Below are 14,660 nucleotides of genomic sequence, written 5' to 3' on the forward strand. Positions count from 1 at the left end.
CACGGTGGTGTGAGAGGTCGCTAAATAAACTAATTATTTAGCTCCTACTCGATTTAACCTATTTATTAAGAGGCAATAAATTAAGGGACTGTAGAATATTAAATTTATTTATAAATAGGAGTAACTGTATTATAATATAAGTAAATATTCAGATATTATTAGAATAGAATGATTCTATAGGACATTAGAATTTAAGTATATAAAGCAGGAGGATAATTATGGATTACACTATATATTTAGTTGAAGATGAGGAAAATTTAAATAGTATACTTACCTCATATCTACAAAAGGAGGGCTGGAATGTTATATCATTTTTAAAGGGTAAAGATGCACAAGAAGAAATCCATAATACACCACATTTATGGATTTTAGATATTATGCTTCCTGATATAGATGGATACCAGTTGATTAAAGAGATTAAAAATAACAATGAATTAACACCAGTTATATTTATTTCAGCAAGAGATGCAGACTTAGATAAGATAATAGGACTCGAACTGGGATCGGATGATTATTTAGCAAAGCCGTTTTTACCTAGAGAACTTATAATAAGGACAAAAAAATTATTAGAGAGGGTTTACAAAAATGAGGCAAATAACCTAAAAGAAAATAATACAATGCTAGGTTATTATCTAGTAGATGAGGATACTCGCGAAGTAAGTAAAGGGGGACGGGTAATAGAGCTCACCTCAAAGGAATTTGATATGCTTGTCTTTTTTATGGATTACAGAAGTCAGGCATTCTCAAGGGAACAGATTTTAGAAAGAGTTTGGGGTGAAGATTATTTTGGAAATGATAGGGTTGTGGATGATTTACTTCGAAGATTAAGGAAAAAAATGCCTGATTTAAATATTGAAACAATATACGGATATGGGTATAGGTTAGCAAGATAATGTATACTAAAGGTGGTTTTATGAAAAATAAATCATTGTTTTTTCAAATTGGTATTGCATTCGCAGGAGTAATAATTGGGTTAAGTTTGTTATTAGCATTATTTTTCCCTATAATTTTAAGAGAATTTTTTACAAATGAAGTTTATAGTACTATTGAAGGTGCACAAAATAATATTATAAAAAAGAGGTTATATAAGAATTTGGATATAGAATACTCAAATGTAGAAAATAATATGCAAGAGCTTGATATACGGTCAGTTACTCATATTCAAATACCTAAAAAAGTTATTGAAGGTATTGTAAACTTAAAGATAACTAAAATTGCAAAATCATTGAAAGTCGACAGAAAACTTATTGAACAAATAATTAAACAAGGTGAAGTGCAAGATAAATCAAGTGAAAGGTACGTTAAGAAGTTAGGTGATAAAAAAATGTTTTATGTTATTACTAAATATAGTAATGCGAATAAATCAGGATTTTTGTTATCATATATGTGGGATACATACAGAAATAGTCTGCTTAAAACTTTGTTACAAAAATTGTTAATTATCACATTTATAGCAGTAGTTGTTAGCCTAAGTTTAGCATTAACACTTGCAAAGTACATAACATCACCATTAATAAAGCTTGAGAAAAATGTTAAAAAAATATCTGAAAAAAAATGGGATGAAGCTATTGTATCTGATAGGCAAGATGAAATTGGAAGCTTGGCTAAATCTATCGAAAATATGAGAAAAGAACTTATTAAGAGAGATGAGAGTCAACAATGGATGCTCCAAAATATATCTCACGAATTAAAAACTCCTGTTATGGTAATTAGAAGTTATTCAGAAGCAGTAGGGGATGGTATATTCCCTAAAGGAGACTTGAAAAGTAGTATGGGAATAATTAGTAGTGAGGCAGAAAGATTAGAAAAACGTATAAAAGACTTATTATATCTATCTAAATTAGAATATTTATCAAAACATCAAGCAACCTATGGAAAGATTGATATAAAAGAAATAGTTGAGGATGTTGTAGGTAAACTCAAATTTGCACATAAAAATCTAAATTGGAATATAAATATTCCTAATATAGAATTTAAAGGAATTAAACAACAATGGATTGTTGTGATTGAAAATATTTTGGATAACCAAATAAGATATGCAAGCAAAGAGATAAATATATCTATTGAACAAAAGGAAAAGTTTACTTTTATTTGTATTCATAATGATGGAGAAAAAATTCCAAAAGAAGATATTGCAAAAGTATTTAATAAATTTGAAAAAGGGAAAGCAGGGAAATTTGGACTAGGCATGGCTATAGTTAAATATATAGTTGAATATCATAATGGAGAAATTTATGCTGTAAATGAAAATGAGGGGGTATCTTTTTATATAAAAATACCTGTATAATACTGAGAATTTTCATTATATTTGTATGTATGAATTGTGATTAGATGTATAATATTATTATTGAGTATCTTAGTTGTTTCTGAAATGAAAAAAATGGATTTAGAGGAAGTGATATAATATGCCTTTTAATGTATACAATAAAAAAAGAGAATATTTAGGGTTCATTCAATCTGCATATCCGCAATATACTAATGTGTTTATGGTTGCGTGTACAGATATTAAACTTACAGAAAATGATTTTAATATAAATAAGGTGAAATCTGAATTAGCAAGTTTCTTGGGGTGTAAAAGTATTTTAGGAAAGATTAATGAGCAAAGATTAAATAAAAGTATAGAAAATATAATAATTAAAGAATTTAAAAAATTCAAAGATAATACCTATGAAGAATTATTAAAACTGGTATATCTTAGAATGCTACGTTCTGAAGAAAACTTTTATTATAAAAAAGTAGATAACACACAAATAAATGCGTATATTTTGGTAGATCTTAGTAGTGTTATCATTGAAAATGGTTCTATAATTATAGATGAGGAGATAGATTATATTTGCAATGAAAAGATAGGTAATCTAATTCCAATTGTTGCAAAGATAACAGATTATCCTATAATACAAATTGACAGTCTAATGTCAGGACAGGGATTGTTGTTAGGTGCTGATCTTGCTGATTTGGTAGGAAGAACCCATATTCATAGGACAAAATTAAAAATAAAATCTGGTAATTTTGTTTATGAACTTAATTTACCTGTGGAGTTATATATAAAAATTGGTGATATAATCGAAATATATGTAAATAACAGAGTTGTTAAAAGAATATTTTGTGATGGTATAATATATGAATTTTAACGACCCAGGAGATGATTTAATGCTCTTAGAATTAAAAAGGATTTCGATTGGAGATATGAATATGTATATTAATGAAACAAAATTAAAAGTAAGATATGTAGAGACAGATCAAATGGGAATTGTTCATCATTCAAAGTATTACGTTTATTTCGAAGTAGGTAGAACAGAATTTATAACAGCAATAGGAATGACATATAAAGAAATGGAAAAAAACAATATTATGTTGCCTGTAGTGGAAAGCTCGTGTAAGTACATAGAAGGGGCAAAATATGAGGATATAATTATTATCCAAACATTTATGAAAGAGCTAAATGGTGTCAAGGTAATATTTAATTATAATGTGGTCCGAGAAGAGGATGGAAAGATTTTGGCTAAAGGTAGTACAACACATGCTTTTGTTAACGAAAAATTTAGAGTGGTAAATATTAAAAAAGTTAATGCCAATATGTGGAGCAAACTTAAAAAACTATTTGAACAATAGTTTTATTGTTATATCATTTTATAAAAAGTATATACTGCTAGAAATACGTTCATTTCACCAATTAATTCTAGAATTACTTAGCTATGTGAAAGCATTCAAGCAATATATCCTTTTATAATAGGAAAATACAAGAAAAACTTTTACTATATGTAATTATTTAGCAAGATTCGTAAAATAATGTTTAGGTATAAAACCTTTCTTTATACCTTCTGTAACAAGTAAATATGTTGCAGTAGTATCAAATCTAGCATCATGGAAATTTGCAGCATCTCCGAAATACTTATTGCTTTTTGAGTTTATTTGATCTTCATTTAAGTCAAGAAATTTAATGGCTTCTGCTAACTTTGGATTTTTATACCCTCCACGTGAAGTAAAAAGTTTACATATATCCTTATAATACTTCATGGTGCAAAATGTATGTTTAGGTGTTAGAGTATGACCACAATTTTCAAGTTCATGAGTTAAAAATTTTATATCAAAATTAACATTGTGCCCTATAAGAATGTCTGCATTTATAAAATCCTCAATAAAACCTTCATATGAATCTTCGAAAGTTTTGCCTTCGCTTAATGTAAATAAAGTATCTACGCTAAAACCATGTACATCCTCTGCTGATGGTTCTACATAATCTACAGTAAAAAATATATTTTTACCTATTGTTTTTGTAGGGTTATATTCAGTGTCAACAAGTATATAGCTAAGTTGACATATGTTACCTGGTCTTATACCAGTAGTTTCTGTATCAAAAAAAATCATTCTCATTAAGTGAGCCCTCCCATATTTCTTTTCGCAAAATAAAATAATAATGTTATACCAATTATAACATAGATTTTATATCTTTATATATTGTAGAATATTGTATATACTATAAATAAAATCCTCTTTAAATAAACATACGGTTAGGTGAAATGGAGTAAATATATGATTGAATTATTAAAAAGTCTTGTCAATAATTTAGGGTATGTGGTTCTTATTGCTTTTTTAGTTTCTAGAATAGGAAGTTTTAAGAGAATTGTGCAAAAGGATAAATTTAAAAAAAGAGATTTATTTATGCTGGCAATCATTTTCGGAGCATTTGGAATTGTGGGAACATATATGGGGACAGATATAAATGGTGCTACTGCTAATACTAGAATTATTGGAGTAATGGCAGGTGGAATATTATGTGGTCCTTATATAGGGATATTCGCAGGAATTATAGCTGGATTACATAGATTAATGATAGATAATGGTGGAATTACATCAATACCATGTGCGATAACCACTATAATTTCAGGAATGATCGCAAGTCTTATATATATAAAATCAAGTGAAAATAACAAGTGGATATACGGATTAATTGCTGCTCTTCTAATAGAAGTTTTAGAAATGAGTTTAATACTTTTAATGGCAAGGCCCTTTAAGAGTGCATTAACTATTGTAAAAAGTATATACTTTCCTATGAGTTTTACTAATGCAATCGGCATTGCAATTTTAATAATAATAATTCAAAAAATAAACAAGGAAAAGGAAGAGGATGCAGCAAGGCAAGCACAAATTGCTTTAGAAATAGCTAACAAAACATTGCCGTATTTTAGAAATATGAATGAAAATTCATTGGAAGAGATATGCGGAATAATAAAAAATTCCATTCATTCAGATGCTGTAGCTATAACAAATAATGAGTACATATTAGCTCATGTTGGTGCGGGATCTGATCATCATATAAAAGGTCAGAGAATTGTAACAAATGCCACAAAAAAAGTTATTAAAGATGGAAACTTAATTTCTTTAACCAATGCAAAGCAGATAGAGTGTCATAACTTAACTTGTAATTTAAAATCTGTAATTATTGCTCCTTTAAAAGAAGGAGAGGAAATGATAGGTACATTAAAAATATATTATTGCACAGAGGATTCGATTTCTTTTAGAAATATAAATTTAGCAGTAGGATTGTCTCAACTTATTTCTACTCAGCTAGAGATAAGTAAACTTGAAGAATTAAAGCATATGGCAAATAAGGCTGAAATAAAAGCTCTTCAAGCTCAGATAAGTCCACATTTCTTATTTAATGCACTAAATACTATAATTTCATTTATTAGAATCAATCCTAATCGCGCAAGAGAGTTAATTATAAATTTATCCACTTACTTAAGGTATAATTTAGAAGTTGGTGAAAATCACGTAGACATATACAGTGAACTTGAGCAGGTAAAAGCATATATAGAGATAGAGAAAGCAAGGTTCGGGGAAAAACTCCATATAGTTTATAAGATTGAAGAAAATTTAGATGTTAAAATTCCAAGTCTTATTATTCAACCTATAGTTGAGAATGCTATAAAACATGGTATTTTAAAAGGTAAGGGTTACGGTAATGTTATAATTGAAATTAAGAAAGTTGCAAACGAGGAAATTATGATAATAATTGAAGACGATGGAGTAGGGATTTCTAATGATATTATAGAGAAGGTATATCAGGGCACAATGGAAGGTAATAAGATAGGTATCTCTAATGTTCATAATAGGCTAAAGCATATTTATGGGGAAGGATTAAAAATAGAAAGACTATCTAGTGGCACTAGAATTAAGTTTAAGGTGAGAAGAATAGGGGAGTGGATTATGTGAATTGTATTATAGTTGATGATGAATACCCATCAAGGGAGGAATTGAAATATTTTATAAACAATTTTAGTAATATTAAAATAATAGATGAATTTGATGATTCGGTTATTGCACTAGAATATATTGAGGCAAATAATCCAGATGTTATTTTTCTCGATATTAGTATGCCTAAACTAGATGGAATAGCATTAGGTAAAATTATTAATAATTTTCCAAAACACTCTCGTATCATTTTTATTACTGCACATAAAAAATATGCTGTAGATGCATTTGAAATCCATGCATATGATTACATATTAAAACCATACTCAGAAGAACGTATAATTAATACATTAAAAAACATTGAAAAAGTTCCGGATATAAAGAATGGTAATAATAAAATAACTCTTTGGAAAAGTAAAAAGATGATGGTAGTAAAAATAATTGATATTTCTTATTGTGAAGCTCGCGAAAGGGAAACATTAATATATATTAATGGATTGAAGTATAGTGTGAATTGTAGTATTTCAGAGTTTTATAAAAGACTTCCAAAAGAATTCTTTTTTAGGAGCCATAGATCATACATTATAAATTGTGATAAAATAACAGAGATAATTCCATGGTTTAACAATACATTTATGGTAAAGATGTTAGGTGAAAAGGTGGATATACCTGTAAGTAGAAGTAATATAATTGAGTTTAAAAAAATAATGGGTATATAAAAGCACTTCATGTGCTTTATTTGTTCTTTCATGTATGAAACCGTATACAAAATTAAAAATGGTTGTATAATTTAATTAGTAAATAACATATTAATTAAATTTATAAATAACAAGGAGGGGTTTAAATGGTATCATTTCTTTTATCAATTATAGCTCTTATAGTAGGTTATTTTATTTATGGTACAATTGTAGAAAAAGCATTTGGGGCAGATGAAAAGATTAAAACTCCAGCTATTAGGCTAGCAGATGGAGTAGATTTTGTTGAGATGCCTGGTTGGAAGATTTTCTTAATCCAATTTCTTAATATTGCAGGACTTGGTCCTATATTTGGTGCTATTGCAGGTGCAATGTGGGGACCTGCTGCATTTTTGTGGATTGTATTTGGATGTATTTTTGCAGGAGGAGTTCATGATTACTTTTCAGGGATGTTATCAGTAAGGCACGATGGTGCAAGTATCCCTGAGGTTGTAGGGAAGTATCTAGGTAAAGGTTTTAAAAACTTTATGAGAGTTTTTTCAGTAATAGTTTTAATACTAGTAGGAGTGGTTTTTGTAACTGGACCAGCGGGTATATTAAAAGGTTTAACAGGAATAAATTTTGAAATATTAGTTTATATAATATTTGCATATTATATAATGGCAACAATGCTTCCGATAGATAAGATTATTGGAAAAATATATCCTGTTTTTGGTTTTTGTTTGTTATTTATGGCAATTGGGCTTGCTGGAGCCATGATTTGGGGAGGATTACCTATTCCAGAAGTAACAATATCTAACTTGGTTAATATGCATTCGAGTCCAGGCAAAAATCCAATGTTTCCAATGTTATTTATAACTATTGCCTGTGGAGCTATTTCGGGGTTTCATGCAACCCAATCACCTTTAATGGCAAGATGTATATCTAGTGAAAAACAAGGTAAAAAAATATTTTATGGTGCTATGATAGTAGAAGGTATAGTTGCATTAATTTGGGCAGCTGTAGCAATGAGTTTCTTTGGAGGTGTTCCTCAGCTAAATGCTACTATGGCAATATCAGGTCATACTGCAGCCTGGGTTGTAAATGAATCTTCAATCGGTTTACTTGGAAAAGTTGGCGGAGTTTTGGCTATACTTGGAGTTGTAGCTTGCCCTATAACATCTGGTGATACAGCATTTAGAAGTGCAAGATTAACTATAGCTGATGCATTTAAATTTAATCAAGGTCCTATTAAAAATAGATTTATGATTAGTATTCCACTATTTGTAGTTGGCTTCATATTAACTAGGTTAGATTTTGCAATAATATGGAGATATTTTGGCTGGTCTAACCAAACTTTGGCTACTATAGTATTATGGACGGCAGGTATGTATATGGTAAGCATAGGCAAAAAACATTGGATTGCAACTATGCCGGCAACATTTATGACAGCTGTATGTACCTCATATATTTTAATTGCTCCAGAGGGTTTTAAGTTATCTCAAAGTATTTCATACTCTGCAGGTATTATTGGAGCAATTGCAGCAATGGTAATATTCTTAATTGCAGCAAAAAAAGTTGGAGAAAAAAGTAGTGTTAACATGTAAATATTTATTTAGAAGTTATTTCATAATAGATTGTGCTAGTTAAATAGTAGCAGATAAAGTTTTTAAAAATAAATTATAAAAACGAAAAAACTGATTAGAAGTTAAAACTTCCAATCAGTTTTTATTTTAAATTATAGTATTTGAAACCTTGATATTATTTTTTGTGTTCTACAAGGTCAATTGCTCCAAGTACTATGTGAGCTAGTCCAAATCCTACAACACCAGCCTCTATCATAGGAAGCATATTTTTCTTTTTCATGTTGTTCTTTGAAAATGATGCACCAGCAACACTTACAACTGTACCTAAAATTGTTGGAATTAATCCTTCACGCATATTAAAATACCTCCTTTAATAACATAATAATATCTTTTGCTAAAAAGGTATTATTAATACTATGAAATATAAAGGGGATATGTTAGGTTTAATTAATTATGTATTAATTTGCTGTAGCTTTTATTTTTATTTAGTGTTTTACTAAAATGTTTTCCTATTTTACTGTAAGTGCTATGCAAATCAGAATTTTTAATCTTTTTATTTTCATCACCATGAACATTATTTTCGGCTTTATTTAAACTTTTATGTTCTGTAATGGATGATTCATTAGTGGTTGGATTTTTATTTGCGATTTTAATATCACTTTTGGTTTTGAAATATTTTTTTGTTGTATTGTTGGTGTTAGCTTTTAACGTAGTTTTAATTTTAGAAAATTTATTTTCAATTACATTTATTTTTGATTTGTTGTTTGTAATTTCTCTTTTATAATTACCTCTATTTAAAGTTGAAGTATTCATTTTTTTATTTAACATTGAAGCATTTATATTTTTGTTATTAACTGTAATATCAATGTTCTTAGTATTGACTGGAGATAGATTAATTTTTACATTTAAATTATTGTTATCTATAGTATTTTCAAAGTTTGAAATATCTATAGAAATATATTTGTTACTTTTAATGTCAAGGGTAATAACTTTTTTGTTGTTTACATATTTTTCGGTTATAAAGTTTTCAGTTTTAGCTTCTTTAACTAATAGATTAAGACCAGTATCGACAGATTTATTTCTTAATTTAATATTGTTAAGTATTAGAGCACCATCAGAGTTCAGTGGTTTAGAACTAATGATTTTATTCCATTTGTTAGCATTAATAGAAACGGAAGGGTTAATATTAATAACTATTGTTGAAACGGTGGTATAGTAAGAATGCGCGTAAGCACTACAAACAAGCACAAATATTATTGAAGCAACACTTATAACATACTTATAAAGAAATGAATTTTTCTTATATAATTCTCCAGTATAAATTCCACCTATATTAGGCGGCTGTTTGCTTACTTTTATATATAAAAATTCTCCACTGGAAGTCATAATACCAGCTTTTTTATTAATGATATTTATCACAATACCTGTTTTAATCATTTAAGTCACCCTCTTTTATATCAAGATAGGATTTCAAATACACATATTCTGGATTAGTAATTATAAGTATTAAAGAAATTATATATATACGCCATTTTTCTATTAATTTTCTGTTTGAGGCAGTTAGTATTATTATTTCTTTAGTTGGCAGTCTTCTTTTGGTCCTTAAATGTCTTAATATAGATGCTTCCCTAGATGACAAAAATGCAACATTCAATAAATTATTTCTTGTATCCTTGTGAGAGGGGGATAAATTAATTAGTGAATGAAAATTAATTTTATATTTTAATAATTCATTAGTAAATAAGTTTATCTCATCGACTCTAAATTCATTCTCTATTTGAATTTCAAAATTATTAATTGAATTTTTTTCATCTACATAATCTATATTAAATTCATAATTAGAAAACATTAGATTAGGGCGTGCATTATTTTTTCTAAAAAAATCTATTAAGGAATTTTTAATTATAACTTTGCAAAAACTATAAAAATTTCCTTTTCTTTTATCATAATTGTCACAAGCTATATTAAAAGAAGTAAGTGCGACACTAAGTTCTTCATCATTTTCCCAGTTTAAATGTCTTTTACATATGTTACTTGTAGTTGAATAAATAAAACCTTTATTATTTGTAATAAAATTATTGCGATTTTCAATAAATAAATCATCTATATTAAAACTTTGTTCTTCATCTAACCCCAAGACTATTTTTTTATTTTTATGAAAAATAAGTTTTAAGTTCATTTTTACACTCCTTATACTTTGTATACGTAAATACTAATAATTTTTAGAGGGTAAGAAAAATAATTATCATTTTTATAGAAAAATAAGCTTAAATTTAAGTAAAGTGGAAAAACCCTCTAATAAATCATATCATGTAACGTATATAAAGTGAAATTTAAAATATGGAACAATGATTATTATCTATATAACAAGGACATGAGGAGGAATTAACATGAAGAGGGTAGCTATTTTAGTTGCAGCAATAGCATTTACAATAAGTGTAAATACACAGGCATTTGCAATAGGCGTTGAAAATTCTAATAACATAAGTAATGAAACAAACATAAATGAGGTTGTAAATAAGGAAACAGAAATAATGGCAGATAGTATTTTGTATTTTATTGACAGAGGATTAGATAATTTAAAATTATTTTTAAAATTTGATAATATTAAGAAGACACAAATAATTTTACAAATTGAAGATGAAAAATTAGCTGAATATGACGATATGACAGTGAAAGAAAAATATTACTTGGCAAACGATATGATTAGAGAATTAGGAAAGTTAAATGATAAATTAGATGGTAACGAACATGAGACAAATGAAACTCAAATAGTTAAAAGGAAAGTAATAGCTAATAAGGTAGAAAAAACGCAACTGTTAAATGACGCAAAACAAGAATATCAATTAGTAAAAATTAGTTTAGAGCAAGCTAAAAAATCTGGTGATGCGGTGGCTATAAAAGTGGCTGAAGAATTATTAAAAGAAAAACAAAGCTTATCTAAAGTTGATATAGAAGGCGACAAAACTGTTAATTCAACAAAGAAAAGATAGAATATAAATCTGTTAGGGTGATAAATAAAGTAGAATAAAAATTAAATTCTAGGTAAAAATAAAGTATTGTAATGAAATATTACAATACTTTATTTTAATTTTTGAGTAGAAAAAGAGTATATAGGTTTTTAAAATAAAATTATGGAGGGAAAAGTTATGGCTAAAAAAGGAATGAGTAGACCTATGCCACCAGAGGTTCAAGGAAAAGGTGATAAAAATAAAAAAATGAAAAGAAATGATGCGAAAAATGTCCCAGTAGTAGGTAAATAAAGAAAATATGAAGGGGCTACTTATTTATAGTTAGCTTTTTATTAGAAATTAATTAAACACCACACCCAGGTTTTCCAAGGCGTGGTGTTTAATTAATATTAGGATTTTAATTTTTTTAAATTAAAGTTTATTCGTATAAACCAAACCCAGTAATAACTAAAATATCCCAATCTGTTTTTTCGTCTTTAACCCAATTGTATTCAATACAAAGTTCCTTTAACCATGCATTAAGACCATTGCTTTTTTTAGATACATTTGGAGATTGTCTTCCGAAATTTTGTTTTATAACTTCAAGTAATTCTTGTTGCTCTTCTTGGCCTATTTCCTTATCAAGTCTGTCTTCTATAAAGTCACAACACATTTCATAACATTTCTTATCATCAACATACAAATCATCAGCGATTAACTGCCTTTTTTTATTCATAGTATTCTGAACGGTATTAATTTCTTCAGAATTTGTTAAGTATTTCTTAGCTATGTTCATAGCAGCAATTTCATTATCTATTTTAATTATTGCTCTTTCCAATTTTGCATTTCTCATTTTAATCTTCTCACTTTACATTTTTTATTTAGTCATTATTCATATCATCTTAAAATTTTGCAGAAAAAAGTTACAACTTATTCTAAGGATGACTACAGCCTAATTTTAGGATAACTAATGACAATAGGTTAATTATATCATAAATTTGCTATGTTCGGAAAGGAAGTTAGTATATACATACCTACAAATCAGCAATTATTATTAACCAAAATATATCTTATGAAAATATCTAGGTAAACCAGAATTGTCATGGAATATATAAATGGAAATTTATCTTTATATGGTGTAAAATTAGATTAATATAGTAAACGAATAACTTTTTAAATTTGAGATTATATCAAATTTATAGAAAAAACTAAAGTAAGATTTTAGGATTATATGAGGAGTGTCTGTATGAACATTAGAAAAGAATATCTAAAAAATGTAAAAAGAATTGTAGTGAAAGTTGGAACTTCAACATTAACTCATTCTACGGGTTTGTTAAATTACAAACATATTGAAAGTCTTATAAGACAACTGGCAGATGTTCATAATCAAGGAATTGAGGTAGTACTTGTAACTTCTGGTGCAATAGGAGCAGGGATGGGAAAGCTAGGACTTAGTAAAAGACCGGAAACAATACCAGAAAAGCAGGCAGCTGCAGCTGTTGGTCAAGGTATTTTAATCCACATGTACGAGAAGTTTTTTTCAGAGTATGGGAAAACAACAGCGCAAATTCTTTTGACAAAAGAGGATTTCGGTGATAAATCAAGACATTTAAATGCTCATAATACATTTTTGATGTTACTTTCACAAGGGGTTATTCCAGTAGTAAATGAAAATGATGCTGTAATCGTTGATGAAATAATGGTTGGAGACAATGATACACTGTCTGCTATGGTTACAAATCTAATAGGCGCAGAATTACTTATAATACTATCTGATATTGATGGATTATACGATTCAAACCCTAGGGTGAATCCTGATGCAAAAATAATCTATAATGTACATAATATTACTGATGAAATTAAGCAATCAGCGCAGGGAGCAGGAACGGAGCTTGGAACTGGTGGTATGGCAACTAAGATTAATGCTGCAGAAATTGTAGTAGCTGCAAATGCTGCTATGATTATAGCAGAAGGCTCGACACCTAATGTTATTACTGATATTTTAGAAGGGATTGAAATAGGTACATTATTTAAAGGCAATACTAGGATTGTGAACAACAAGTAAAGCGAATTCCTAAAGTTTATAAATAAAAATTAGTAATGGTGATTAGGTATATAAGTACAAAAGGGAGGGTATGTAATGGATTTTGATAACTATATTATAAATATAGGTAGAAAAGCAAAAGCTGCGTCTAGGATTATGGTTACGGTTAGTACCACTATGAAAAATAATGCACTTTTGAATATGGCGCAGGCTCTAATAGATAACAAAGAAACTATAATCGAAGCTAATAATAAGGATATGAAAGCTGGAAAGAAAAAAAATTTATCTACTGCAATGCTTGATAGGTTAATGATTAATCAGGAGAGAATTGAAAAAATGGCTGAGGGACTTAGAAATGTATCAACTTTGCCAGATCCAATTGGCGAAGGAATAAAAAGATGGAAAAGACCCAATGATTTAGATATTTCAATGGTAAGGGTTCCACTTGGGGTTATAGGTATGATTTATGAGTCAAGACCAAACGTAACTGTAGATGCAGCAGCGTTATGTATAAAAGCAGGAAATGCAATAATACTAAGAGGTGGGTCAGAAGCTATAAATACTAATATGGCCTTAGCTAATGTTATTATTAAAGCAGCAACGATAGCAGGACTACCAGAAGGGTGTATTCAACTTATTGAGATGGTGGATAGGCAATTAGTAAATAAATTAGTAAAACTTAATGATTATGTAGATGTAATTATTCCAAGAGGTGGAAAGGGCCTTAAAAAGGCTATTATAGAAAATGCAACAGTACCAGTAATTGAAACAGGATCAGGTCTTTGTCACATATATGTGGATGCAGATGCTGATTTAAAAATGGCACAGGAGATAATAGTTAATGCCAAAACTCAAAGGCCTGGGGTATGTAACGCAGTAGAAACTGTACTTGTTCATAAGGATATTGCTAGCGAGTTTTTACCAAAACTTTCACAAAGACTTATTAAATTAGGTGTAGAAATAAGAATGTGTGATAAGGGACTGAAAATTATAAAAAGTGCAAAGGCTGCAGTAGAGGAAGATTGGGCTACTGAGTATTTAGATTTAATACTTTCAATAAAGGTGGTTTCAACAATTGATGATGCAATAGATCATATTTTTAAATATGGAACAAAACATTCTGAGGCTATAATAACTAATAATTATACGAATTCGCAGAAATTTTTAAGGGAAGTTGATGCTTCTTGTGTTTATGTGAATGCTTCTACAA

At 28.5% G+C, this 14,660-nt stretch carries 15 protein-coding genes; 10 read left to right on the plus strand and 5 right to left on the minus strand.

Annotated features, from left to right (window positions below; translation table 11 throughout):
* The first annotated feature begins 218 nt into the window (after nucleotides 1-218).
* The 4 genes from Q0649_RS11335 to Q0649_RS11350 all read left to right on the plus strand — a co-directional run bounded on the left by Q0649_RS11335 (nucleotide 219) and on the right by Q0649_RS11350 (nucleotide 3,612).
* On the plus strand, nucleotides 219-893 hold the full coding sequence (locus tag Q0649_RS11335; RefSeq protein ID WP_298841745.1) for a response regulator transcription factor: 675 nt from the start codon (nucleotides 219-221) through the stop codon (nucleotides 891-893).
* A gap of 20 nt (nucleotides 894-913) precedes the next feature.
* Entirely contained in the window at nucleotides 914-2,287 is a 1,374-nt protein-coding gene (locus Q0649_RS11340; protein ID WP_298841748.1) for a cell wall metabolism sensor histidine kinase WalK, read from the plus strand.
* Nucleotides 2,288-2,405: 118 nt separating this feature from the next.
* Nucleotides 2,406-3,131: a hypothetical protein gene (locus tag Q0649_RS11345; RefSeq protein ID WP_298841751.1), complete on the plus strand. Its 726-nt coding sequence runs from the start codon at nucleotides 2,406-2,408 to the stop codon at nucleotides 3,129-3,131.
* Nucleotides 3,132-3,192: 61 nt separating this feature from the next.
* Nucleotides 3,193-3,612: a thioesterase family protein gene (locus Q0649_RS11350; protein ID WP_298841786.1), complete on the plus strand. Its 420-nt coding sequence runs from the start codon at nucleotides 3,193-3,195 to the stop codon at nucleotides 3,610-3,612.
* 153 nt (nucleotides 3,613-3,765) lie between these two features.
* Here Q0649_RS11350 and Q0649_RS11355 read toward each other — a convergent pair whose 3' ends face one another.
* Nucleotides 3,766-4,374, minus strand: coding sequence for a 3'-5' exonuclease (locus tag Q0649_RS11355; protein ID WP_298841753.1), 609 nt, complete (start codon nucleotides 4,372-4,374; stop codon nucleotides 3,766-3,768).
* A gap of 159 nt (nucleotides 4,375-4,533) precedes the next feature.
* On the opposite strand from Q0649_RS11355, the gene Q0649_RS11360 reads away from it, so the two are divergent.
* From Q0649_RS11360 to Q0649_RS11370, 3 genes are all read left to right on the plus strand, one after another.
* Nucleotides 4,534-6,216, plus strand: coding sequence for a sensor histidine kinase (locus Q0649_RS11360; protein WP_298841756.1), 1,683 nt, complete (start codon nucleotides 4,534-4,536; stop codon nucleotides 6,214-6,216).
* On the plus strand, nucleotides 6,213-6,914 hold the full coding sequence (locus Q0649_RS11365; protein ID WP_298841759.1) for a LytTR family DNA-binding domain-containing protein: 702 nt from the start codon (nucleotides 6,213-6,215) through the stop codon (nucleotides 6,912-6,914). Before Q0649_RS11360 ends, Q0649_RS11365 begins: the two co-directional genes overlap by 4 nt.
* 125 nt (nucleotides 6,915-7,039) lie before the next feature.
* Nucleotides 7,040-8,476 carry a carbon starvation protein A gene (locus tag Q0649_RS11370; protein ID WP_298841762.1) on the plus strand — a complete coding sequence of 479 codons (1,437 nt, stop codon included), beginning with the start codon at nucleotides 7,040-7,042 and terminating at the stop codon, nucleotides 8,474-8,476.
* A 154-nt stretch (nucleotides 8,477-8,630) separates the two neighbouring features.
* On the opposite strand, the gene Q0649_RS11375 is transcribed toward Q0649_RS11370, so the two are convergent.
* The 3 genes from Q0649_RS11375 to Q0649_RS11385 form a co-directional block, all read right to left on the minus strand.
* Nucleotides 8,631-8,810: an asparagine synthase gene (locus Q0649_RS11375; protein WP_298841765.1), complete on the minus strand. Its 180-nt coding sequence runs from the start codon at nucleotides 8,808-8,810 to the stop codon at nucleotides 8,631-8,633.
* 92 nt (nucleotides 8,811-8,902) lie between these two features.
* A complete protein-coding gene (locus Q0649_RS11380) occupies nucleotides 8,903-9,892 on the minus strand; it encodes an anti-sigma factor domain-containing protein (protein ID WP_298841767.1) in 990 nt (329 codons plus the stop codon).
* Complete coding sequence (locus Q0649_RS11385) at nucleotides 9,885-10,634, minus strand: sigma factor (RefSeq protein ID WP_298841770.1); 750 nt, start codon at nucleotides 10,632-10,634, stop codon at nucleotides 9,885-9,887. Before Q0649_RS11385 ends, Q0649_RS11380 begins: the two co-directional genes overlap by 8 nt.
* A 211-nt stretch (nucleotides 10,635-10,845) precedes the next feature.
* Between Q0649_RS11385 and Q0649_RS11390 the strand changes: the two genes are divergently transcribed.
* Complete coding sequence (locus Q0649_RS11390; RefSeq protein WP_298841773.1) at nucleotides 10,846-11,448, plus strand: DUF5667 domain-containing protein; 603 nt, start codon at nucleotides 10,846-10,848, stop codon at nucleotides 11,446-11,448.
* Between the two features lie 397 nt (nucleotides 11,449-11,845).
* Here the strand turns inward: Q0649_RS11390 and Q0649_RS11395 are convergent, their stop codons facing one another.
* Nucleotides 11,846-12,259: a hypothetical protein gene (locus Q0649_RS11395; protein ID WP_298841776.1), complete on the minus strand. Its 414-nt coding sequence runs from the start codon at nucleotides 12,257-12,259 to the stop codon at nucleotides 11,846-11,848.
* A 393-nt stretch (nucleotides 12,260-12,652) separates the two neighbouring features.
* Between Q0649_RS11395 and proB the strand changes: the two genes are divergently transcribed.
* Nucleotides 12,653-13,471, plus strand: a complete 819-nt coding sequence (proB, locus tag Q0649_RS11400; protein ID WP_298841780.1) for a glutamate 5-kinase — start codon at nucleotides 12,653-12,655, stop codon at nucleotides 13,469-13,471.
* Nucleotides 13,472-13,546: 75 nt separating this feature from the next.
* A partial coding sequence (locus tag Q0649_RS11405; protein WP_298841783.1) for a glutamate-5-semialdehyde dehydrogenase occupies nucleotides 13,547-14,660 on the plus strand: 1,114 nt, incomplete at its 3' end.

The sequence above is a fragment of the uncultured Clostridium sp. genome (assembly GCF_937920395.1).
Lineage (GTDB): Bacteria > Bacillota > Clostridia > Clostridiales > Clostridiaceae > Clostridium_AD.

Excerpts from the sequence above, each read along its gene's own strand:
- Q0649_RS11340 (WP_298841748.1), top strand. The coding sequence starts at position 914 with ATGAAAAATAAATCATTGTTTTTTCAAATTGGTATTGCATTCGCAGGA.
- Q0649_RS11345 (WP_298841751.1), top strand. The coding sequence starts at position 2,406 with ATGCCTTTTAATGTATACAATAAAAAAAGAGAATATTTAGGGTTCATT.
- Q0649_RS11375 (WP_298841765.1), bottom strand. The coding sequence starts at position 8,810 with ATGCGTGAAGGATTAATTCCAACAATTTTAGGTACAGTTGTAAGTGTT.
- Q0649_RS11370 (WP_298841762.1), top strand. The coding sequence starts at position 7,040 with ATGGTATCATTTCTTTTATCAATTATAGCTCTTATAGTAGGTTATTTT.
- proB (WP_298841780.1), top strand. The coding sequence starts at position 12,653 with ATGAACATTAGAAAAGAATATCTAAAAAATGTAAAAAGAATTGTAGTG.
- Q0649_RS11395 (WP_298841776.1), bottom strand. The coding sequence starts at position 12,259 with ATGAGAAATGCAAAATTGGAAAGAGCAATAATTAAAATAGATAATGAA.
- Q0649_RS11390 (WP_298841773.1), top strand. The coding sequence starts at position 10,846 with ATGAAGAGGGTAGCTATTTTAGTTGCAGCAATAGCATTTACAATAAGT.
- Q0649_RS11385 (WP_298841770.1), bottom strand. The coding sequence starts at position 10,634 with ATGAACTTAAAACTTATTTTTCATAAAAATAAAAAAATAGTCTTGGGG.
- Q0649_RS11360 (WP_298841756.1), top strand. The coding sequence starts at position 4,534 with ATGATTGAATTATTAAAAAGTCTTGTCAATAATTTAGGGTATGTGGTT.
- Q0649_RS11350 (WP_298841786.1), top strand. The coding sequence starts at position 3,193 with ATGTATATTAATGAAACAAAATTAAAAGTAAGATATGTAGAGACAGAT.
- Q0649_RS11335 (WP_298841745.1), top strand. The coding sequence starts at position 219 with ATGGATTACACTATATATTTAGTTGAAGATGAGGAAAATTTAAATAGT.
- Q0649_RS11380 (WP_298841767.1), bottom strand. The coding sequence starts at position 9,892 with ATGATTAAAACAGGTATTGTGATAAATATCATTAATAAAAAAGCTGGT.
- Q0649_RS11355 (WP_298841753.1), bottom strand. The coding sequence starts at position 4,374 with ATGAGAATGATTTTTTTTGATACAGAAACTACTGGTATAAGACCAGGT.